Genomic DNA, 20,191 nt, shown 5'->3' with positions numbered 1-20,191 from the left:
TGCACTGCCGCCCGGTCGAGGGCAGCGGCAAGAACGTTGGTCACGTGGAATCGCGCCGAACATTCAGGGCGACATGCGGTAGCACGGTCGTGCGGCACTTGTGTAGTGATAATCGTGCCACACGCTGGCTATCTCCGGACGGGGTCTGAACCTGTCCGGCAATTCATGCCACGGGTGACTGCTACCCATTAAATCCGAAGATGTCGGAAAAATGAGCACAGTTGGCGAATGATAACAGAAAAATCCTGCTCATGCACCAAAGCAGGCGAATGCGCCCACTATGACTACGGCGCCGACGTACGATCGTCGATTTGGGCCAGCACCCAATACATGTAGCCCGCGAACGCCCCGAAGATCACGTGACCGGCCACCATCGTCCAGCCCCGAGACTCGATGAACCAGGGGAACAACTGCGTCATCACGTAGAAATTGACGGCGTAGACAATCAGCCCGAAAACGGCGCCGGCAACCGACACCGTGACCACGTCCGAGTCCAGCCGGAACGGGGCAACGATAGCGCCAAGCACGACACCTAGCACAACGCCAATGGCCGCATGAACCAGGAGTGCCATGGCAACGATCGACACATCAAAGGTGGCGGGCTGAGACAGAATGCCTGGCCCCAGCACAATGGCTGCGACCATTCGGGGCGGCACCCACGGGCTCTGGCCGGAGACCAGCAGCACCATGAGCATTTCCACCGCGGAAAAGAAGGCGCAGGCGACGAAGCCTGCGACGGCGGCGGCCACCCAGTCGGGCGAACGGTGCGTATAGCGATGCGAGTGGAGGTGCAGTTCCATGATGTCCTCCCTTGAGGGATTCTCACAGGCCGCCGGTAGCACCGGCAGTCTTTTCAGGATAGAACAATCCAGGCGCAGCGACGGCAGGGCGGCACGATATACTTGGCGTCACGGCCCGCCGCCGGCGGGACTTTCGGGAGATATCGTATGTCCAGTCTTATTGGCTTGCTCGTCGCTATCGTGCTCGTTGGTGTTCCCGTCTGGCGCATTCTGACGCGGCTCGGCCTGTCGCCATGGTTCACGATATTGGCCTTCATCCCGGTCGTGAACATCATTTCTCTCTGGTTGTTGTCCTATGCCAACTGGCCGGGACAACGCTCGGCCGTACAGGCCCCGAACGTCTGACGCTGCCGCGCCGGTGCCCCTCGCGCGAGGCATCGGCGATCTGCGCTCCCGCGCTGATGTGCTGGTTTGCAGGACGTGGTTTGCACGACATCAGCCCCCCTTCTGTCGCCATGCCTCAAGGCGAAACGCTGCGCCGCCCCGCCCACCCGCCGTATTCCCGCATGAACGCTCGCCCATGGTGCAATGCGGTACGGTAGAATATTCGCCAAACTCCAAATACTGGTCAGGCATGAGCACAGAGCTGAACGCGGCATCCAATTTCATCCGCAACATCATTGACGAAGACAATCGCTCGGGCAAATGGGGCCAGCGCGTTGAAACGCGCTTCCCGCCGGAGCCCAACGGTTATCTGCACATTGGTCACGCGAAAGCCATTTGCGTGAACTTCGGCATGGCGCGCGACTACGATGGCGTGTGCCATCTGCGCTTCGACGACACGAACCCGGAAAAGGAAGAGACCGAATACGTCGACTCGATCATTGAAATGGTCAAGTGGCTCGGTTTCAGCTATCAAACGCCGCAGAAAGAACACCTCTACTTCGCCAGCGATTATTTCGAGACGCTCTATCAGGGCGCCGAGACCCTGATACTGCGTGGCAAAGCATACGTCGACAGCCAAAGCGCCGACGACATGCGCGCCAACCGTGGCACGCTCACCGAACCGGGCAAGGATTCGCCGTTCCGCAACCGTTCGATCGAAGAGAATCTCGATCTGTTCCGCCGTATGCGCGCGGGCGAATTCGCCGACGGCACGCATGTGCTGCGCGCCAAGATCGACATGGCCTCGCCGAACATCAACCTGCGCGACCCGGCCATCTATCGTATCCGTCACGCCCACCATCATCGTACGGGCGATGCCTGGTGCATCTATCCGATGTACACCTACGCACACCCGCTCGAAGACGCCATCGAGAACATCACGCACAGTCTGTGCACGCTGGAATTCGAAGATCAGCGTCCGTTCTACGATTGGGTACTCGGCGAGTTGGCCGATGCCGGTATGTTCACGCGCCCCACGCCGCAGCAAATCGAATTCGCGCGTCTGCAACTGACCTATGCCATCACCAGCAAGCGCAAGCTTCGCCAATTGGTCGACGAAAAGCACGTCGACGGTTGGGACGACCCGCGCATGCCCACGCTCGTCGGCCTGCGCCGTCGCGGCTTCTCGCCGGAAAGCCTGCAACTGTTCTGCGAGCGCATCGGCGTAGCGAAGTCGGCCTCGTGGATCGACATGAGCATTCTCGAGCAGGCCCTGCGCGACGACCTCGACCCGAAGGCACCACGCGCCACGGCGGTGCTCGATCCGCTCAAGCTCATTATCGACAACTACCCGGAAGGCCAGCAGGAAGACTGTCAGGCCCCGGTGCACCCGCACTTCCCGGAGCGCGGCATGCGCACGTTCCCGATCTCGCGCGAGTTGTGGATCGAGCGCGAAGACTTCCAGGCAGAGCCGGTCAAGGGTTTCTTCCGCCTGTTCCCGGGCAACAAGGTGCGTCTGCGCTACGGTTACGTGGTGGAGTGCACGGGCTTCGATACCGATGCCGACGGCAACGTCACCGCCGTGCATTGCAATTACTTTGAAGACAGCCGTTCGGGCACGCCGGGGGCCGACAACTACAAGGTCAAAGGCAACATCCACTGGGTGAGTGCGCCGCACGCGGTTGCCGCCGAGGTGCGTATCTACGACCGCCTGTTCCTCGATCCGAATCCGGACGCGGGTGACAAGAACTTCCTCGACGCCCTCAACCCGAACGCCAAGCGTGTCACGCAGGCCTATGTCGAACCGGGCCTGATGCATGTTGCGCCGGAAGATCGAGTGCAATTCGAGCGTCACGGCTACTTCGTTGCCGATCGTCACGATTCGGTACCGGGCAAGCCCGTTTTCAATCGCAGCGTGTCGCTGAAGGATAGCTGGGCGGTCAAACCGGCCAAGGGCGGCGGCAAGTAATCGCCGCGTAGCGACAATCGCCAAACCAAACCCGCGCCGTTGTGCGCGGGTTTTGTTTTTTCCGGGGTGCAACGCCCAACGGCCAGACAGGCAAACCGTCCGACGAGACGCCATCACGTTGCACCAAATACCAACTATAACTAGCCGCCGCACTCGCCCACGCCGGTTCGGCGTAAGCTCGCGCCCATCGCTCCTGCTCATGTGGGCCACGCCTCCCACCGAGCCGCCGTGCGCCGTGAGCCCACCGTCAACATTCGCCCGAATTACTGCTGTACGCCCATGCCACTGCCTCGCCCCTCACCCATGCCAGCATCCCCCGCCCCGAGGTCCCCGAGGCAAGCGATGGGCGAGCGCCATTGGCTGATCGACGAGCTACGCGGCACGGTCGCGAACTTTGCGCAGATCTATTTCATTCCATCGGCCGGCATCGGCATGCTGTTGTTCGCCCTACTCGCGCTCGCTGACTTACCTGCGGCGCTGTCGGGGTTGGCCGCCAGCGTTGCCGCGTCGTGTCTGGGGATTGCGCTACGGCTGCCACGCGAGCAGCGCCGCAGCGGATTACTCGGCTACAACGGTGCATTGACCGGCATTGCATTTGGCGCCTTGTGGCAGCCCAACGCCACGTTCGCTGCGTGGCTCGTGGTTTGCGTCTGCCTGACTGTCTTCATGACGGTCATACTCGCCCGCCACAGCCTCCCGGCGCTGACCGGCCCGTTCGTAGGCGTTATGGTGCTCACATGGGCCGCGCAGCCCTGGCTGGCGTTACTGCCACGCATGGGGGCACTCTCGTGCGACACAGGCACCCCCGGTTTCGTCTTCTGCTCCGTCGGTCAGGTCGTCTTCGTGGCCCCGTTGGTGCTGGGCCTGCTCACCTGGTACCTCCTCGCGCTGTGGAACGTGCGGGTCACGCTGTGGGCGCTTGCAGCAGGTATCTCCGTGTGGGCGGGTCTCGCAGGTCTGGCCATCCCATGGCCTGCGATGGCCGCGCAGGCGGGCGGTATTGGCGTGAACGCGTTTCTAGCGGCACTCGGGCTGGGCGTATTCAACCGCCGACCCGCCCTGCGCTTTGCTGGCGCCGCGCTGGCCAGCGTTATCTGTATCGCGCTGGGTCAGGCGCTGGGCCCTCTGGGCTGGCCGTACTTCACACTGCCGTTCAATCTGGCAGTCTGGATCGTTTTGGGGGCCACCGCTCGGCGTCGGCGGCCCGGCGCTCCATAAAAAAATGCCCGGAACGATCACGCTCCGGGCATTCGCTCTTCGCAAACCCCGTGTGGCGAAGCTGCCGTCTGTGCGGCAAAGGATTTTTCAGCTTCTCCGTGTGGTTTTGGCCTGCCCTCGCTCGTTTCCGAGCACTTCTCGCTGGTGTACGACTCCCTCCCTGACACCCACTGGCGCTCACTGACGCTCACTAACGCCCCCCGACGTTGCGAACCGTTACGGAAGCCTGGGCCTCTCACGGGCCCTACCGATATCAACGGTCGGCCACAGAAAAAGTTGACCGGGGTATACACCGATCTCTCGTCAATCGGCGCTCGACGTGTCGTCGTTGTCGCTGGAAACGGCAGGCGTTTTCACCACCGCATACCGCGCCAGCGTCTCCTTTCGCGCTAGGTCGTGGGCAACCAGGGGCTGCGGATAGTCGCGTCCCAGCGTCACTTTGGCGTCCAGCAGCGTCTGCGCATCGGCTCGCCACGGCGCATGTAGCGCCTTATCCGGCAATCCGGCCAGCTCTGGCACGTACTTCCGGATGAAACGGCCTTGCGGGTCGAACTTCTCCGACTGCGTGACCGGGTTGAAGATGCGGAAATAGGGTTGCGCGTCGCACCCCGTCGAGGCAGCCCATTGCCAGCCTCCGTTGTTCGCCGCCAAGTCGAAATCGTTGAGCGCGCGGGCAAAATACGCCTCTCCCCTCCGCCAATCGATGCCCAGATCCTTGACCAGGAAACTGGCAGTGACCATCCGCAGACGGTTGTGCATGTAGCCGGTCTGGTTGATCTGACGCATGGCCGCATCGACCAGTGGATACCCCGTTCGGCCCTCACACCAGGCTTGAAAATTCGCCTCGGCAGCCTTGCCCAAGGCCCATTCGATGGCGTCGTACGCCGGCTTGAATGCGCGCCCGACGACCTCGGGATGGTGATGCAGGATCATGAAGTAAAACTCGCGCCAGATCAGTTCGCTTAGCCACGTCTGGGCGCCACTGCCCCCGTCACCGCCCTTCAACATGGCCTGATGCGCCTCGCGTGCCAGCGTACGGATCGAGATCGTGCCGAATCGCAAATGAACCGACAGATAGCTCGGCCCTCGCACTGCGGGATAATCCCGCCACTCGTGGTAATGCGCCATGCGCGGCAGAAAATCCTCCAGCAGTTGCCGCGCACCGGATTCTCCGGCGGGGATCGCGATCCGGCGTGCTTCGGGCACCTCGAATCCCATCGACGCGAGCGAAGGAAGTGGCTGGGCGCCGCCCGGGGGTACCGCCAGACGTTGCAGATCGCCTTTACGCCCGTGAGGCGCCAGATCGACCGGACGCACCTGCTTCAACCACGCCCGCTGATAAGGCGTGAACACGCTGTACGGCTCGCCCTGTGCGGTCAGAATCTCGTTCGCCTCGAAGATCACCTGATCCTTCACTGTCTCGAACGCGATGCCGAGATCGTCGAGAAGGTGCGCCACAGAGCGATCGCGCGCCACCGCTGCCGGTTCGTAGTCCCGCCCTGAAAACACTGCCTGAACACCCAGCGACTTCGCCAACGAGGGTATCTCCACCGTCGGATCGCCGTGACGCACGATCAGGGCCCCTCCGGCAGTTTCAAAGGTTCGCGCCAACTCGGCGACACTCTCGTGAATAAATGCAACACGACGATCGTTGGTCGGCAATCCCTCGAGAATCGTGGTGTCGAAAACGAACACGGCATACACCTCGCGGCACGCATTGAGCGCCTGCGTCAGTGTTGCGTTATCGGTGCAGCGCAGATCGCGCCGCATCCATACCAGCCCTTTTTGAAATTCGCTCATGTCGGATTGGCGCGACACCTGCGCGCCGTTGTCGGTTGATTCGGGACGAATCCTTCAAATCCCGTACCATAGCGATATCGCGGACTTTATGCCATCGGCCTCGATTACCTCATGACTCGGAAGTTTCCGAATTTGGTCCGTGCGTGCCTTGTCGCGCCGGCCCTCTTCTGTGTCGCAACCGCCCTGCTTGTCACCGGCTGCGCCACCCCGTCGAAACCGAATACCGGACCTGCGGCAACGCGTCCTGCCGCGCCGGACGCCGCGACTTTGCGTGAGCGACATCTGGCGGCCGCTGACGCCGCAGCCGATCAGTACCGTACGTGCCTTTACGGCCATGTGGCGCGTTACATCAATCTCGTGCCCGATCCCGGCCGGCTGGCAGACGAAGCCGCTGCGGAGTGCGCACCGATTACCGAGCGGTTTTACCGTGAGCGGCAGGCGGCCATTCTGACGTACACCTCAGCAACCGACGCCGCGCAGCAAGCCGACGCTGCTACCCTCTCCCTGAAGGCCGACGGCCTGCGCGTTGCACGCGCCCGCGCCACGGAACTTCGCGCGATCCGGTAAAGCGGGATATCGCGGGAACCTACGTAGTCCCCCCGACGTGCTTTCCCTAATCGGGCAAGCCCCGATTGGCGAACGACACGCCGCTGACCAAAATGAAATCGCCCTCTTACGTCCTTTTGGGGGTACTGCGACAACGTCATTTGCCCGCTTCGGCGGGCATTTTTCTTCGGTATCCGCAGGATTTTTCCCGTGACTTCCCGGGCAAGGGGGCAGCGATGTGCATCTTTTGCAGACGCTGGATGGATGTCACTTGCCGTCGCGCTCACGCGGCGCCGATGCGTCCCCGTCAAACGACGGCGCCTGCGGTTCGCCGTGTCCCAGCCAGCGGTGTACGAGCGCTTCGATGCGCCCGCCGACAGCCAGCACGATAAGCAGTAGCACCATCGCCACGAGCGCAATGTGCCAGCGCCCCAGACCGCAAATAATGCCAATTCCCGTGGTGCTCCAAAGCGCCGCCGCCGTCGTGAACCCATGGACCGAGGCACCGTGACTCGGACGGATGATGCAACCCGCGCCGAGAAAACCGATGCCGGCAACAATGCCTTGTATCACCCGGCTGACCGACGAACCGTCATAGGGGAGCGACGACCCCGGAAACGGCACGACCGCCAGCACGAATAACGCCGAGCCAAACGACACGATTGCCAGCGTTCGCAAGCCGACAGACTTGTGATGCAGATTTCGATTGAGTCCGACAAGGCCGCCCAGAATCAATGCCGCCGTCAGTCGCAATGTGACCTCGATGATCTCCGCCATCCCTCACCTCACTCGCCTGTGCGATCTATGACTGTGATGGAGCATTATCACCCGTCGGCGCAATGAGTAAGGTGGCGTCATCCCAGTCGTCGAACAGTCGCAACTGGCGGGCAGCCTGCGCCTCCATGAGGCGCACGCCAACGCCCATCAGTCGAACCGGTTTGCGCTTGCGTCCCACGGCTTCCGCCAGCAGTTCTCGGCACTGCGCGGGGTCGACGCGCAACGCACCGGCTTCGGCTGTCGTGCGCGAAAAGTCGGCGAAGCGGATTTTGACGAAGACCTTGGCAACCGAAAGCGGCTCGCTGCGTCGCGCGCGCTCAATGCGCTCGAACAATTGGCGAAGCAGCGGTTCGAGCGCCGTCTCGCATTCGGCGAGCGTTCGCAGATCGCGCGTGTAAGTCGTCTCGACGCTGATCGACTTGCGCTCACGATCTGGGCTCACTTCGCGCGTGTCGATGCCGCGGCATCGCTCGAAAAGACGTTGTCCGAACACACCGAAACGCTCGGTGAGATCAGCCATCGAATGACGTCGCAGATCGCTGCACGAATCTACGCCCAGCGCGCGGAGCTTCTCAGCCGTGACCTTCCCCACGCCGAACAGACGTTCGACCGGCAGCTCCGCCACGAACGCATCGACCTGCGCGGGCTTCACAACGAACATGCCGTCGGGCTTGCGCCAGTCACTGGCAATCTTCGCGATGAACTTGTTAGGCGCTACGCCTGCCGAGACCGTCAGCCCGACTTCGGCCGCGACGCGCGCGCGAATCTCGCGAGCGATCAATGTCGCTGAGCCATCGCAATGCTCACTGTCCGTCACGTCCAGATACGCTTCATCCAGCGAAAGCGGTTCGACGAGATCCGTGTAATCGCGATAGATCGCCATGATGCGCCGCGACGCCTCCTGGTACCGGCTCATCGCGGGCGGAATAATGCGCAGTTCGGGACACAGCTTGAGCGCCTGAGCCGACGGCATTGCGGAACGCACACCAAAGGCGCGAGCCTCGTAATTGCATGTCGCAACCACGCCGCGCTGATCGGGCTGCCCACCGACGGCCAACGGGATTCCTCGCAACGACGGATCGTCACGCATCTCGACGGAGGCGTAGAAGCAGTCAGCGTCGCAGTGAATGATCTTGCGAATTGAGGATGACATGGCGGGCAGCGAAAACACTGTGCAAATATACAGCATTTGCGCAGCATCTGCGCCCCATCAGTAACGTCTGGTCATCGCACCGGCAGGAACTGGAGAAACTGCGCACCGAGCAGATTTTGGGCGTAACCGATGCCCGCCCGACGGTACTTCTCGTCAAGCATTTCGGCCAGCAGATCGAGTCGGCCGATGATCTTGCCGAATTCCCGTTCAAAGCTCACGTTCCGCACGTCGGCGATCTCGTTCGCCAGCAGTAGTGGTTTGCCCACGGCGTCACGACGGCTCGCCAGCAACCAGGCCGCGATTTCGACGTTGCGCGCGGCGTTGTAGATTCGCTGCGCGTCAAGACCATCGCTCAGATAAAACACGGTCGTTCCGCCATGCGCGGCAATGATCGTATCGGACAGGCTGAAGACGAAAGCGGCCACGCGATCGCCGCCAAATGCCGGATCGAGTGAGAGCGAGAGTGCCTTCACGTCGCGCAGGTCCTTCAGTTCCGGCAGATTGCGACGCCCTTCCACCGCAGCGCGCAACTGCGCCATTGCCTGCGCCTGAGTCGCGAGCCCGCCCTTACGCCATTCGCGCGGGTTGCGTTTGTAAAGCTTGTCGGCAAGCACGTACAGACTCTCGAGATTGGCCCGCATGCCCAGCGTCGCCATCCGATTGATGTCCGTCTGCGCCAGATCGGCCGTCGTCATCGGCGTCGATCGCACCTTCCCGTGATCGATCGGCGCATCCTGATAAGACACACACCCGGAAACCGCCGCGCCCGCAGCCGCACTCACGAGCACCATTGCCAGTCGTCCTCGCGCGGCACGGGTAATCCAGTATCGATGTTGGTGCAGGGCAAGCCGTCGGGTCATGAGCGTATCTGTGTCAGTCAGCGACGACTCTACGCGATGAACAGCCACGCTTCGCGTTTCTCCTGCCTGAAAAATTGTGACATTCGGTAACGCTCCGCACTATCCGCCCCCTCGGCGCCCTCACCTCGGCATCACGGCGTCAGCGACCCGCGCGTCTGAGCGAACAGCGGGTGCGTCATGGCTTCCTCCAGACGCAACACAGGAGTGACACAGCAATCCGCATTGGCAAAACGCAACGTCCAGTCTGCCAGCGACGCGCTCGCAAACACCGCGGCCAGTTCGCCCTGAAGCGCACGAGCATCGGCGCCGCCGATCACTTGCCCAAGTGACCAGTGCCGCGACTTCCAGTCGTTGCGCCCGAGCACGTCGCACAAGGCTTGCCAGAACTTGAGCTCAAGCGCCCCCACGGCCATGTGCCGTCCATCCTGCGTACGATAGACCTGATAGCAAGGCACGCCCCCGTTGAGCAAATCGGTGCCCGCCCGCGATACATGCCCCTGCCGATGCAACGCGACCGCAGGGATAAGATTCGCCCGAAACACCTCGTGGGTCATCGAGATATCGAGCCATCTGCCGCGCCCCGTACGCAGTGCCGAGACAAGTGCCGCCAATACGGCTTGCACCGTCGCCTGCCCGCCGCCGTACAAGTCGCCGATCTGGAAGTTCGGAACGATCGGTGCGTCTGCCGTGTCACCCAACTGATCGAGCACGCCGGCGTAGCCGATGTAGTTGATGTCATGCCCCGCGGCGTGTGCCATTGGGCCATGCTGTCCGTAACCCGTAATCGACGCCATCACCAGCGACGGCCGGAGACGCGCCAGTGTCTCGTAATCGAAGCCAAGTCGCGCCATCACGCCGGGGCGGAAACCCTCGAGCAACACGTCGGCACGAGACACCCATTCCCGAAACGTCGCGCGATCGGTGTCGTCTTTGAGGTCGAGTCGTTCGATCGCCTTGCCGCGATTGAGCAAACGCCAGAAGGCGCTCGGTGGCGCCTCGCTCTCACCAAGCATCATCTCGCGGGCATAGTCACCGGCGCCCTTGTCCTCGATCTTGATGACGCGTGCCCCCAATTCGGCGAGGCGAAGCCCCGCGAGCGGACCGGGTAACAAACGTGTGAGATCCAGAACGGTGACGCCAACAAGCGGAGCGTCGGGAGTGTCCGGCGCTCCGGAAGACGCCGAGGCTGAAAACTGGGCGGACGATTCACGTGCCTGAGACGGTTCGAGCGGTTCGGTCATAGTGGGCGGTAGTGGGCGGCAAACGAGTGAGGGGCGATGCCCACACCGTACCGCGCCCTGCCGTCTGCCGGCAAGCAGACAACACGCTTACCTCTCTCGGAAAACGCCGAATTCAGCCGCGGCGGGTGCCGTCTTCCCACATAACGGCGTTGGCGGGATCGCCGACATCCGAGGTAGCGTCCGTATGAGGTTCGTCCGCCGGACCGGCCACCACCCCCTCCGTCACCAGACGGGAGATCTGGGCATCGAGATATCCCAGATCGCGCAGGATTTCATGTGTATTCTCCCCCACCGCCGGCAACGGCAAACGCGCGGGCAAACGCTGCCCCGCCAGGGTGATCGGCAGCAACGGCACCTGCGTGTGCTCACTGTTCTCAGTCACCAGGTCGCCCAATCCGCCGCTGGCGAGCAAATGCGGATCGTCGAACAACGCCTGTGGCGTGACGATCGGCGCGAACGGCAGACCGTGACGCTCGAACGCTGCCGCCAGATAACCGGCGTCGAACCCTTGCATCATCTCGCGCAGCAGAGGCAACAGCCAGTCACGGGCCAGAACCCGGTCATTGTTCGTCGCGAGCCGGGCGTCGTCGGCCAGATCGTGGCGACCGAACACGTCGCAGAAAATCCGCCACTGGGTATCGCTCACGACGGCGAGAAAGATCTGCACGCCATCGCGCGCCGTGAACACGTCATAAATGCCCCAGGCCGACACGCGCGCAGGCATCGGGTCGGGCGCCACGCCGGTCACCGCGTACTGCTGCATGTGCTGCGCCGCGAGCAACACACAGTTCTCGAACAGGGCACCCTGCACTTCCTGTCCCCGTCCGGTCGTCTTGCGCTCGTACAACGCCGCGATGGCAGCGAGTGCGCCGAACACACCGCCCATGATGTCGTTGACCGACGTGCCTGCACGCAATGGCTGCCCGACCGGCCCCGTCATATAGGCCAGCCCCGCCATCATCTGCACGACCTCGTCGAGCGCCGTGCGTGCGGCGTACGGTCCCGGCAAGAAGCCTTTGAGCGAGACGTAGACAAGCGCCGGGTTCAACCGCGACAACGTCGCATAGTCCAACCCGATCTGACGCATTCGCCCCGGCTTGAAGTTCTCGGTCACCACGTCGGCCTTGCTCACCAGACGCAAAATCAGTTCGCGCCCTTCGGGCCGCGTAACATCCACGGCGAGGCTGCGCTTGTTGCGATTGAATGTGCGGAAGAAGCCCGCCCCGGTGCCCAGCAAACGCCGCGTTGCGTCGCCCCCTACCGGCTCCACCTTGATGACGTCGGCACCGAGATCGCCAAGCACCATGCCGCACATGGGGCCCATGACCATATGGGAAAACTCCACGACGCGAATGCCTTGCAACGGCGTCGGCGCCGCAGGAGATTCATCCGGCATCTGCTACCCCCCCGAACCTGCCCGCGACGCTTCGCTGCACGACCGGCCCGGCGTGCTCACGGCCTGCGAAACGAATCCGTCGCGTTGTAGTTGATCGAAGCCGACGATGTACCCCGCCAAGGCACTCGCCGCCACGGTGGCCGGACTTCCCAGCCACATCTGTCCCGGACCGGAGCGTCCGGGAAAATTACGGTTCTGCGCGCTGATGACCACCTCACCCGGCGCGCGAGACACGCCCGGCCCGGCATTCACGCATGCGCCGCACCCGGGCGAGAGCATCGTCACGCCCGCCGCCCTGAATACCTCGGTGTAACCCTGTCTCTCGCACCACGCGCGCACATCTTCGCTGCCGTACTGCAGGTAGAAGCGCACGCCTTCGGCCACACGGTGCCCCCGCGACAGCCCCCACGCGAGTACGTCGTGGCAGGCACGCAAATCGTCGCGCTTGCTGCCCGTACACGACCCGCCATACGCAATGTCGATCGGCACCGACGCCCTCAGATCGGCGAGCGCCAGACCGTTGCCGGGATCTCCGGGACTCGCCACCATTGCCCCGAGACACGCGCAATCGATCTCGATCACATGGGCATATGACGCCTGCGCATCGCTCGTCATCCACGGGGCCAACGCGAAGTCGATGCCACGCCGCTCGCGCAGATAACGGACGGTCTCGGCGTCGGGCACGATCAGTCCGGTCAGCCCGCCGATCTCGGCGACCATATTGGTAAGCGTGGCGCGCTCGTCGGTCGACAGGTGCGCCACCGCCTCGCCGGAAAATTCGATGATCTGGCCGATCGCGCGGCCGTCGCGAATATACGGCAGATGCAGCAGATGCAACGCCAGATCCTTCGCCCCGACCCCCGCCGGCAAACGCGAGCGCAAATGAATGAGGCAGGTGCCGGGTACGGCCAGACGTGCGTCGCCCGTGAGCCAGGCGTTCGCCATTTCCGTCGCACCGACGCCGAACGCAAACGCACCGACAGCACCGCAATGCGGGGTGTGCGAATCGGTTCCCACAATCACCTGCCCCGGCAGTGCGTAGCGCTCAAGCATCAGCGCGTGGCAGATGCCTTCCGAGCCGCCGCCGGGCGCACGCCCGTGAAGGCGCAGATCGTACTGCGCGCAGAATTCCCGCTGCACCGCCCCCAAGCGTCTCGCCGCATCCACCAGCGGCGGCGGGCGGCTGCCGTCGGCGGAAACCGCGTCGAGATGGGTCAGGTGGTCCTCGAAGCACAGCATCGACTCCGGATCGTGCAACGCCGGCACAGCGTTGCCAAAGGCATGCCGAAGGAAACTCACGGCCATCGGCGTCACATATTCGTGGGAGAAACGCCAGTCGGCGGGCACGAACACCGCGTCTCCCGCTCGCACGCGCGCAACGCCAAGCGCCTTCGCAATCAGCTTTTCGCCGTAGGTCATCGCGCCCGGCGGGTGGGCGGGACGCGGCGGCACGGTATCGCCCGCCAGCCGCCGTCGCGTATAGCCGAACAGCCCGCCGCTGCGCACGATCGCCTCGCCCAACGAATCGCAATCTTCGAGAAAGGCTTCGATCGGTACCGCCTCTCCCGCCTGCAAGCGCTCCGCAAGCGTCAGGTCGGTCGACATCAAGAGCCCGAGGTTCTGACAGTTCTGCGCGTAGATACGCTCGAAACTCTCGGCAATCACCACGCGAATTCCCGCGCACCATTCGGCAAACGGACTGGCCTCTCGCGACGACCCCTTGCCCCGGCGCAGGCCCGCGACCGAGAGTGCAAAGCCCCCCTCACGTACCGCCTTCGGCCTGACGGGAAACACCCCGGCGGGGTCAGCCGAGTCTTCGCTGCATCGCAATCCGACATAAACGTAGTCGCCCAGCGTTTCGTCGAACGCCAGGCACGCCCACGCGGGCGTCATCTCGTCGGTGGAAATCTGGTCGCGCAGAGGCCCGGCTTCGGCCCGCGTCAGGGACTCGCCCGCCAGTTGACGGGTCATGACTTCGGCACGGTCGCTCAACCACAGCACACGTCCGTTCAGTCGCACGGTGGCTTGCATAAGATCGCTCCTCGAATGTTCCCGCATGGGTTCACCCGTTTTGATCGCAAGTTCCGTGCCGAACGCTCGCGCGGCAAGGTGGGGAATGTGAGGTCATGACGTCCAAACACGCGTTTGTCAGCAGATGCTCAGGGGTACTGCCGATTTGCCTGTATCGCAAACGTGTTGGTCCACGTGTCGCCAAGCCGGATCTGCGACGGCTTGACTTCGGGGGTGAACGACGCGAGCGCCTTGAGCGCGGTGGCGGGGCCATCGGGGGGCATCATGCCGTCCGGCGAAAACGCCTCGCGACAGTTGGCGAATGCCTTCAGATAAAGCGTCTTGTCCCCCAGCAGATAGGCTTCCGGCACGGTTTTCAGGAGGTCGGCGGCAGAGGCGCGCTGGAGCCATTTGTCCGCCCGCACGATGGCATTGGCTAACGCCTGCACAGTCCGTGGGTTCTTCTGAATGAAACTTTGCGGTGCATACATGACAGCCGCGGGCATCGGGCCGCCGAACATGGCGCGAGTGCCGGCCTGCGTACGGGTATCGACAAGTACCTTGAGATCGCCCGACTCCTGCAACAGCGTCATCATCGGATCGACGTTGGAGACGGCGTCGACTTGTCCGCCACGGGCGGCAGCGACCACCGTTGCGTTGCTGCCGACACCGACAATCGAGACATCGGACGGTTTGAGCCCGACCTTCGCAAGCGCCACGTTCACCAGCATGTGCGTACTCGATCCCGGTGCACTGACACCGATCCGCATCCCTTTCAGGTCCTTGACCGATCTGACCTCACCGGCCTTGGCCTTCACCACGCCGAGTACCAGTTGCGGTGCGGCGCCCAGCACGGCGAACGCCTGATAGGTCAGCCCCTTGGTCTGCATCAGCAACGTATGTTCGAAAGCGCCGGTGCCCACATCCGCGCTGCCGCCGACCACGGCCTGCAACGCTTTCGAGCCCCCCGCGAAATCGTCGATAGTGACATCTAGACCTTCATCCTTGAAGTAGCCCAGTTGTTCGGCGATGGTCAGCGGCAGGTAATAAAGACCGGGTTTTCCGCCTACGGCAATGGTGATCTTCGGCTTTTCGAGCGGCTGAGCGGCAGCCGCAGACGCCCCGGCGCTCAGGCTCAACGCCACGAGGCCCAGCGCAATCAAGATGAGCACGAAAATCAGGCGTCCTACGGCATCGCGCACACGGCGCGCTTCGACATGTGTCATCGCGTGTCTCCTCCCGCACGATGCGGGACACAGGCGCGCTCCGGCTCGCCGGCCGGAATCGCTATCGGCCCACAAAGCATCCGCCGCCCCCGATGCCTCGGCAAGTTGTGTTTCGGCATGCCAGACATCGTCGATCACGATGCTTGCCACCGCGCCACGCATCAGGCGTTACCCTCTGTTACGTTACGTGCACACAAATGGTCGACCAGCATGCGCGACGCCACCGGCAGGGCATCGTACCGGCGCACGCACACAATCAGACGCCGCTGCGCCCACGGATCGGTCAGCGGCACAATGCGCAGCGCCTCTCCGTCCGTCACCTGCGAATAGATGCCGACCGCCTCGCGCGGCGCGATCGCCAACCCAAGGTTCGCGCGCACCATGCGGCAAACCGCTTCGAAGGTCGAGACATGGATGCGGAATTTGACAGTCTTGCCCTGCTCGGCGGCCAGACGCCGCAGCACGGTATACATGGCGCTGTCCGGATGCACACCGACCTGATCGAAGTCGAGCGTTTCGACGAACGCGAGTTGCTCCGCGCACGCCAACGGGTGTTCACGGTGCAGCACGGTCACGATCTGGTCGTGACGGTAGGGAAAGACTTCGACGTCGCGGGTGTCGACCGCATCCCAGCAAATACCGATGTCGGTCGCACCGTCGGCCACGCCACGCACCACCTGTGCACTGGTGTGCTCTTCGAGGTCGACCTTCACCCCTTCATGGCGGCGCAGGAACGCGCCCAGTTCATCGGGCAAGGTTTCGACGATCGAGGAAACATTGGCGAAGATACGAATGTGCCCGCGCACACCACTGGTGTACTCAGACAAATCGCCCTGCATCTTCTCGAGACTGCGCAAGACGTTGCGCGCGTGATGCAACAGGGCTTCGCCTGCCGGAGTGGCCCGAACGCCCCATTTGTGGCGCTGGAGAAGCGCCGACCCCACGAGTGACTCGAGGTCGTTGATGCGCTTGCTGACAGCCGAGGGCGCAATGAATTCGCGCTCGGCGGCACGGGCAATACTGCTTTCTTCGCAAACGGCGACAAACAGTCGCAGCGAGACAAGATCGATCCGCCATAGCGCCATGCCCATCTCCCGAAGGCACTGCATTGACAGCGATTTTGCGGCGCATGTGGCAAAAACACCACGCGCGACCACCCCCGACGACACCGGAAAACAACACCGAAATCGCCAATAGAACGCGAAATTCAGAAAACCCGATGGCTCGACGACTCAGGAGGGGGAGAACGCGTCAGACGCCGAATGACATGAAACTGTCTTCAAGCCCACAGGTTACACGCAGCCATCGGACGTCGGGCGTCCGATTCAGGTGCCTGCACCGGTCCCTCCCAGGACTGCGCCTAGCGTATCGCTCCCGCCATCAGTACGGCATTCCAGCCGCCGTCCGCCGTGTCGAACGATACCTCGGGCGGCGGTGCCGACGCCAAGGCCATGAAGAGCCAACATTTGCAAATGACGATCGCAATCATTTTGTTGACGCTCAGTCATCCCGGTTTCGTCGCCGGGTCTGCTTTGACTATAGTGCGGCGCTATCGGGGCGGCAACCATCAATCATTTCAGGAAATAACGTGACCGGAATCTGTCGCAGGTTCAGGCCCGTCGCGCAATGGCGCGCGCAAGTACCAGCACGGGCAGCAAGCCCACGAGCACCAGCGTCAGGGCGGGCACGGCGGCCTCGGCGAGGCGCTCGTCGGCCGCCAGGTGGCTGGTGACAACCGCCAGCGTATCCATATTGAACGGGCGCAACGCGAGCGTGGCGGGCAGTTCTTTCATCACGTCGACGAACACCAGCAGCGCGGCCGTCAGCACGCTGCCGCGCAGCAACGGCAAATGCACCCGGCGCAACATCGACCAGCCGCCCACGCCCAGGCTGCGGGCGCTGGCATCGAGATTCGGCGCGATGCGCGCGAAGCCGGCATCCACACTTTGCAGCGCCGCCGGCAGGAATCGTACGACGTAGGCATAGATCAGGACGCCGCCCGTGCCGGCAAGCACCAGCCCCCTGGCCCCAAACACGTTGCCCAGCCAGGTGTCGAGAAACAACACCGGCGTGAGAATGCCCAGGGCAATGACGGCGCCGGGAATCGCGTAGCCCACCCCTACCAGCCGGGTAGCAACGCGCGTCACACGTCCCGGCGCCAGACGCTGCGCATAGCCAAGCACAATGGCGAAGGCACTCGCGACAAGCGCCGCCACGGCCGCCAGACGCACGGTGTTGTAGACCCATTCGCCATAGCGGGGCCAAGGCACCTGATCCAGTTCCGAGACGGCCAGTCGCAGCATGACCAGTGCGGGCAGCACGAAGCCGGCGATGAGCGGCAGCGCACATGCGAGCGTCGCCAACGCTGCGCGCGCGCCTCGCAGGCGGGTGCGCCGCGAGATCGTCGGCGCACGTCCCGGTGTCCCGTAATACCGCAGCCGCGCCCTGCTGCGTGCCTCCGCGATCAGCAGGAAAAGAACGGCAAACAGCAGACATGCGGAGAGTTGTGCGGCGGCGACCCGATCCCCCATAGACAACCACGCGCGGTAAATGCCGGTTGTAAATGTCGGCACGCCGAAGTAAGCGACGGCCCCATAATCGGCAAGTGTCTCCATGAGCACGAGCGCCACGCCCGCGACCAGCGCCGGTCGCGCCAGCGGCAAGGCCACACGCATGAACGCCTGCAAGGGCGTGCAGCCGAGCGTGCGCGCCGCCTCGAAGAAGCGCTGGCTGTGCTCGAGAAACGCCGTGCGGGCCAGCAGATAGACATACGGATAGAAGGCGCCGGCGAACACCCATGCCGCGCCGTACCACGAGCGAATCTCCGGAAACCACACCACACGATCAACGGCGAGCCACTGGCGCAGTGCGCTCTGCACGGGCCCGGCGAACTGGAGGAAGTCGGTGTACGCGTAGGCGGTCACATAGGCAGGCATCGCGAGCGGCAGGATCAACGCCCACTCGAGCAGACGTCGTCCCGGAAACGCATAGTGCACAACCAGCCAGGCACTTGCCACCCCCATCACAACGACGCCAGCGCTGACTGCCAGCGAGATGCGTAGTGAGTTGAGGGCGTATTCGGGCAGCACCGTGTCGAGCATATGAACGAGGATGGCGCGCGTCTGCGCGTCTCCCGTTCCCAACGCCGCTACGATGCCGAACATCGGCACGAGCACGACCAATGCAGGCAGCCACGCCACCAGTCGCCACGCCCACGCACGGGAAAGCCGGCCTGCCCGTGGGCGCCGGCCGGCGTAGCCGACTTCACGGTCGGGCACCGACGAACGACGGCCGAGGGGCTGCGTCTGCGCAGTGCCAGCCTGTGCGGGGGACGTGATCAGGCCCTCAGCCGGATCGCCCAGCCGGGACAAGGCATCGACGGAAACAGAATCATTGGCGGCGCGTGACGGGGGCGTCGATGACATCGGCAAATCGTGATGGGTAGCGGTAAATGGGAGGGACAATCAGGTGGCGGAAAGTACGCCCATGACGGCCGACGGCCGTGCGCCTTGCATCGTCTCAGGGAACCGGAAGACGCTCGCCGGTCTAAAGCGTTGTAAATTATACGCATTCGCGATTGGATCTCTGACGCGGCCCGCCGCAGAAAGTGCCCTGCCGCCGTGCAGAGCCCACCGAATCGCTTGCGTCGATCGGCCTGTCGAGCTGATTTTTCGATCCACTTTCGTTGACGCACCTGCGTCGACACACGCCCTCCCGAACCGATGCCCCTGCCTTACCTGCTGCTCGACCACATCTCGGTGAATTACGACGCCGGCGGCCACCTCCACACGGCCGTTCGCGACCTGACGCTATCGCTCGCGCGCGGCGAGATCGGTTGTCTGCTTGGCCCGTCCGGCTGCGGAAAGACCACGGTGTTGCGCGCCGTGTGCGGCTTCGAGCCGCTCTCCGGCGGACGTATCGTGCTCGACGGTCACGAGGTCGCCAACGCGCAATTGAGCGAACCGCCGGAGCGACGTCATGTGGGCGTGGTGTTTCAGGATTACGCGTTGTTCCCGCATCTGAATGTCGCTCAGAACATCGGTTTTGGCCTCGGACGCATGACCCGGGCCGAACGTGAGGACCGGGTGGCGACCCTCGCCGAACGTGTGGGTCTGGCCGGCGCCTTGCGCCAATACCCGCACGAACTCTCCGGGGGTCAACAGCAACGCGTGGCGCTTGCACGCGCCCTGGCGCCTTCGCCTGCCCTGCTGCTGCTCGACGAACCATTCTCGAATCTCGACCTCGATCTGCGCGAACGGCTGGCCGTGGAGGTGCGCGAGATCATCCGGGCGAGCGGCGCGACAGCGATTCTCGTCACGCACGATCAACATGAGGCCTTCGCGATGGCCGATCGCATCGGGGTGATGCATGCGGGCGCGATCGCCCAGTGGTCGCCCGCCCGAGAGTTGTGGCGCACGCCCGCCAACCGCGTGGTCGCCGATTTCATCGGACGCGGCGCGCTGATTCCGGGCACGTTCCGAGGCAACGCCGACGGCGGCGGCATCTCGATCGAACTCGGGGAGATCGCCGTCTCGCCGGCATTGGCCGACAAGCTGCTGCGCACCGCCGCGAAAGACGCGTATCCAGTGAACGTCGACGTGTTGCTGCGCGCAGACGATATTGCGCATGACCCCGCCAGTCCGTTCGAAGCCACGCTGGTGCGGCGCGCGTTCCGCGGCGCCGATCAGCTTTACACGTTGCGCCTGGCGTCGGGCCAGGAGGTCATTGCGCGCGTCGACGGCGAGTTGACGCACGAGGCAGGCGAACGGGTGGGGCTGCGTCTTGCGGTACAGCATCCGGTGGCGTTTGCGGCCGGTACCGCGCCGGTCTGACGCCTCGACAGCACGCCGTCACTCAGAGGCTGGTAAAAT

The 20,191-nt window shown here is 63.6% G+C and carries 17 protein-coding genes; 6 read left to right on the top strand and 11 right to left on the bottom strand.

What is annotated here, in order from left to right:
- Positions 1–284: 284 nt before the first annotated feature.
- On the bottom strand, positions 285–800 hold the full coding sequence (locus AT395_RS09945) for a hypothetical protein (protein ID WP_042115390.1): 516 nt from the start codon (positions 798–800) through the stop codon (positions 285–287).
- Between the two features lie 147 nt (positions 801–947).
- On the opposite strand from AT395_RS09945, the gene AT395_RS09940 reads away from it, so the two are divergent.
- The 3 genes from AT395_RS09940 (at position 948) to AT395_RS09930 (ending at position 4,311) form a co-directional block, all read left to right on the top strand.
- The gene (locus tag AT395_RS09940) at positions 948–1,145 is read left to right on the top strand and encodes a hypothetical protein (protein WP_042115389.1); all 198 of its coding nucleotides are present in this window, start codon (positions 948–950) and stop codon (positions 1,143–1,145) included.
- Between the two features lie 229 nt (positions 1,146–1,374).
- Positions 1,375–3,093, top strand: coding sequence for a glutamine--tRNA ligase/YqeY domain fusion protein (locus tag AT395_RS09935; protein WP_042115388.1), 1,719 nt, complete (start codon positions 1,375–1,377; stop codon positions 3,091–3,093).
- A gap of 342 nt (positions 3,094–3,435) precedes the next feature.
- Entirely contained in the window at positions 3,436–4,311 is an 876-nt protein-coding gene (locus AT395_RS09930; RefSeq protein ID WP_048629158.1) for an urea transporter, read from the top strand.
- A 303-nt stretch (positions 4,312–4,614) separates the two neighbouring features.
- On the opposite strand, the gene AT395_RS09925 is transcribed toward AT395_RS09930, so the two are convergent.
- Entirely contained in the window at positions 4,615–6,111 is a 1,497-nt protein-coding gene (locus AT395_RS09925) for a cryptochrome/photolyase family protein (protein WP_048629186.1), read from the bottom strand.
- 111 nt (positions 6,112–6,222) lie between these two features.
- Here AT395_RS09925 and AT395_RS09920 point away from each other — a divergent pair, with 111 nt between their 5' ends.
- Entirely contained in the window at positions 6,223–6,678 is a 456-nt protein-coding gene (locus AT395_RS09920) for a hypothetical protein (protein ID WP_048629157.1), read from the top strand.
- Positions 6,679–6,924: 246 nt separating this feature from the next.
- Here the strand turns inward: AT395_RS09920 and AT395_RS09915 are convergent, their stop codons facing one another.
- From AT395_RS09915 to AT395_RS09880, 8 genes are all read right to left on the bottom strand, one after another.
- The gene (locus AT395_RS09915) at positions 6,925–7,434 is read right to left on the bottom strand and encodes an MgtC/SapB family protein (RefSeq protein ID WP_042115384.1); all 510 of its coding nucleotides are present in this window, start codon (positions 7,432–7,434) and stop codon (positions 6,925–6,927) included.
- 25 nt (positions 7,435–7,459) lie between these two features.
- Positions 7,460–8,587: a DNA polymerase IV gene (dinB, locus tag AT395_RS09910; protein WP_042118179.1), complete on the bottom strand. Its 1,128-nt coding sequence runs from the start codon at positions 8,585–8,587 to the stop codon at positions 7,460–7,462.
- Positions 8,588–8,658: 71 nt separating this feature from the next.
- The gene (locus AT395_RS09905) at positions 8,659–9,447 is read right to left on the bottom strand and encodes a hypothetical protein (protein ID WP_376738382.1); all 789 of its coding nucleotides are present in this window, start codon (positions 9,445–9,447) and stop codon (positions 8,659–8,661) included.
- Between the two features lie 131 nt (positions 9,448–9,578).
- Entirely contained in the window at positions 9,579–10,688 is a 1,110-nt protein-coding gene (locus AT395_RS09900) for a CaiB/BaiF CoA transferase family protein (protein ID WP_072632810.1), read from the bottom strand.
- Positions 10,689–10,800: 112 nt separating this feature from the next.
- Positions 10,801–12,084 (bottom strand): CaiB/BaiF CoA transferase family protein, encoded by a 1,284-nt coding sequence (locus AT395_RS09895; RefSeq protein WP_048629156.1) that lies wholly within the window; start codon positions 12,082–12,084, stop codon positions 10,801–10,803.
- 3 nt (positions 12,085–12,087) lie between these two features.
- Positions 12,088–14,115 carry an aconitase family protein gene (locus AT395_RS09890; protein WP_072632809.1) on the bottom strand — a complete coding sequence of 676 codons (2,028 nt, stop codon included), beginning with the start codon at positions 14,113–14,115 and terminating at the stop codon, positions 12,088–12,090.
- A gap of 128 nt (positions 14,116–14,243) precedes the next feature.
- Positions 14,244–15,320 (bottom strand): ABC transporter substrate-binding protein, encoded by a 1,077-nt coding sequence (locus tag AT395_RS09885; RefSeq protein ID WP_048629155.1) that lies wholly within the window; start codon positions 15,318–15,320, stop codon positions 14,244–14,246.
- Positions 15,321–15,481: 161 nt separating this feature from the next.
- Positions 15,482–16,405, bottom strand: a complete 924-nt coding sequence (locus AT395_RS09880) for a LysR family transcriptional regulator (protein WP_042115381.1) — start codon at positions 16,403–16,405, stop codon at positions 15,482–15,484.
- Positions 16,406–16,729: 324 nt separating this feature from the next.
- On the opposite strand from AT395_RS09880, the gene AT395_RS25545 reads away from it, so the two are divergent.
- Complete coding sequence (locus AT395_RS25545; RefSeq protein WP_125347423.1) at positions 16,730–16,912, top strand: hypothetical protein; 183 nt, start codon at positions 16,730–16,732, stop codon at positions 16,910–16,912.
- Between the two features lie 18 nt (positions 16,913–16,930).
- Here the strand turns inward: AT395_RS25545 and AT395_RS09875 are convergent, their stop codons facing one another.
- Positions 16,931–18,745, bottom strand: a complete 1,815-nt coding sequence (locus AT395_RS09875; protein ID WP_094068862.1) for an ABC transporter permease — start codon at positions 18,743–18,745, stop codon at positions 16,931–16,933.
- A 297-nt stretch (positions 18,746–19,042) separates the two neighbouring features.
- Between AT395_RS09875 and AT395_RS09870 the strand changes: the two genes are divergently transcribed.
- The gene (locus AT395_RS09870; RefSeq protein ID WP_042115379.1) at positions 19,043–20,152 is read left to right on the top strand and encodes an ABC transporter ATP-binding protein; all 1,110 of its coding nucleotides are present in this window, start codon (positions 19,043–19,045) and stop codon (positions 20,150–20,152) included.
- Positions 20,153–20,191: the final 39 nt, after the last annotated feature.

This window comes from Pandoraea apista, assembly GCF_001465595.2.
Lineage (GTDB): Bacteria > Pseudomonadota > Gammaproteobacteria > Burkholderiales > Burkholderiaceae > Pandoraea > Pandoraea apista.
This window is presented reverse-complemented; position numbering and strand designations above follow the sequence as displayed.

Bases quoted from the DNA above. Each gene is read 5' to 3' on its own strand.
- AT395_RS09945 (WP_042115390.1), bottom strand. From the start codon at position 800: ATGGAACTGCACCTCCACTCGCATCGCTATACGCACCGTTCGCCCGAC.
- AT395_RS09940 (WP_042115389.1), top strand. From the start codon at position 948: ATGTCCAGTCTTATTGGCTTGCTCGTCGCTATCGTGCTCGTTGGTGTT.
- AT395_RS09935 (WP_042115388.1), top strand. From the start codon at position 1,375: ATGAGCACAGAGCTGAACGCGGCATCCAATTTCATCCGCAACATCATT.
- AT395_RS09930 (WP_048629158.1), top strand. From the start codon at position 3,436: ATGGGCGAGCGCCATTGGCTGATCGACGAGCTACGCGGCACGGTCGCG.
- AT395_RS09925 (WP_048629186.1), bottom strand. From the start codon at position 6,111: ATGAGCGAATTTCAAAAAGGGCTGGTATGGATGCGGCGCGATCTGCGC.
- AT395_RS09920 (WP_048629157.1), top strand. From the start codon at position 6,223: ATGACTCGGAAGTTTCCGAATTTGGTCCGTGCGTGCCTTGTCGCGCCG.
- AT395_RS09915 (WP_042115384.1), bottom strand. From the start codon at position 7,434: ATGGCGGAGATCATCGAGGTCACATTGCGACTGACGGCGGCATTGATT.
- dinB (WP_042118179.1), bottom strand. From the start codon at position 8,587: ATGTCATCCTCAATTCGCAAGATCATTCACTGCGACGCTGACTGCTTC.
- AT395_RS09905 (WP_376738382.1), bottom strand. From the start codon at position 9,447: ATGACCCGACGGCTTGCCCTGCACCAACATCGATACTGGATTACCCGT.
- AT395_RS09900 (WP_072632810.1), bottom strand. From the start codon at position 10,688: ATGACCGAACCGCTCGAACCGTCTCAGGCACGTGAATCGTCCGCCCAG.
- AT395_RS09895 (WP_048629156.1), bottom strand. From the start codon at position 12,084: ATGCCGGATGAATCTCCTGCGGCGCCGACGCCGTTGCAAGGCATTCGC.
- AT395_RS09890 (WP_072632809.1), bottom strand. From the start codon at position 14,115: ATGCAAGCCACCGTGCGACTGAACGGACGTGTGCTGTGGTTGAGCGAC.
- AT395_RS09885 (WP_048629155.1), bottom strand. From the start codon at position 15,320: ATGACACATGTCGAAGCGCGCCGTGTGCGCGATGCCGTAGGACGCCTG.
- AT395_RS09880 (WP_042115381.1), bottom strand. From the start codon at position 16,405: ATGGCGCTATGGCGGATCGATCTTGTCTCGCTGCGACTGTTTGTCGCC.
- AT395_RS09875 (WP_094068862.1), bottom strand. From the start codon at position 18,745: ATGTCATCGACGCCCCCGTCACGCGCCGCCAATGATTCTGTTTCCGTC.
- AT395_RS09870 (WP_042115379.1), top strand. From the start codon at position 19,043: ATGCCCCTGCCTTACCTGCTGCTCGACCACATCTCGGTGAATTACGAC.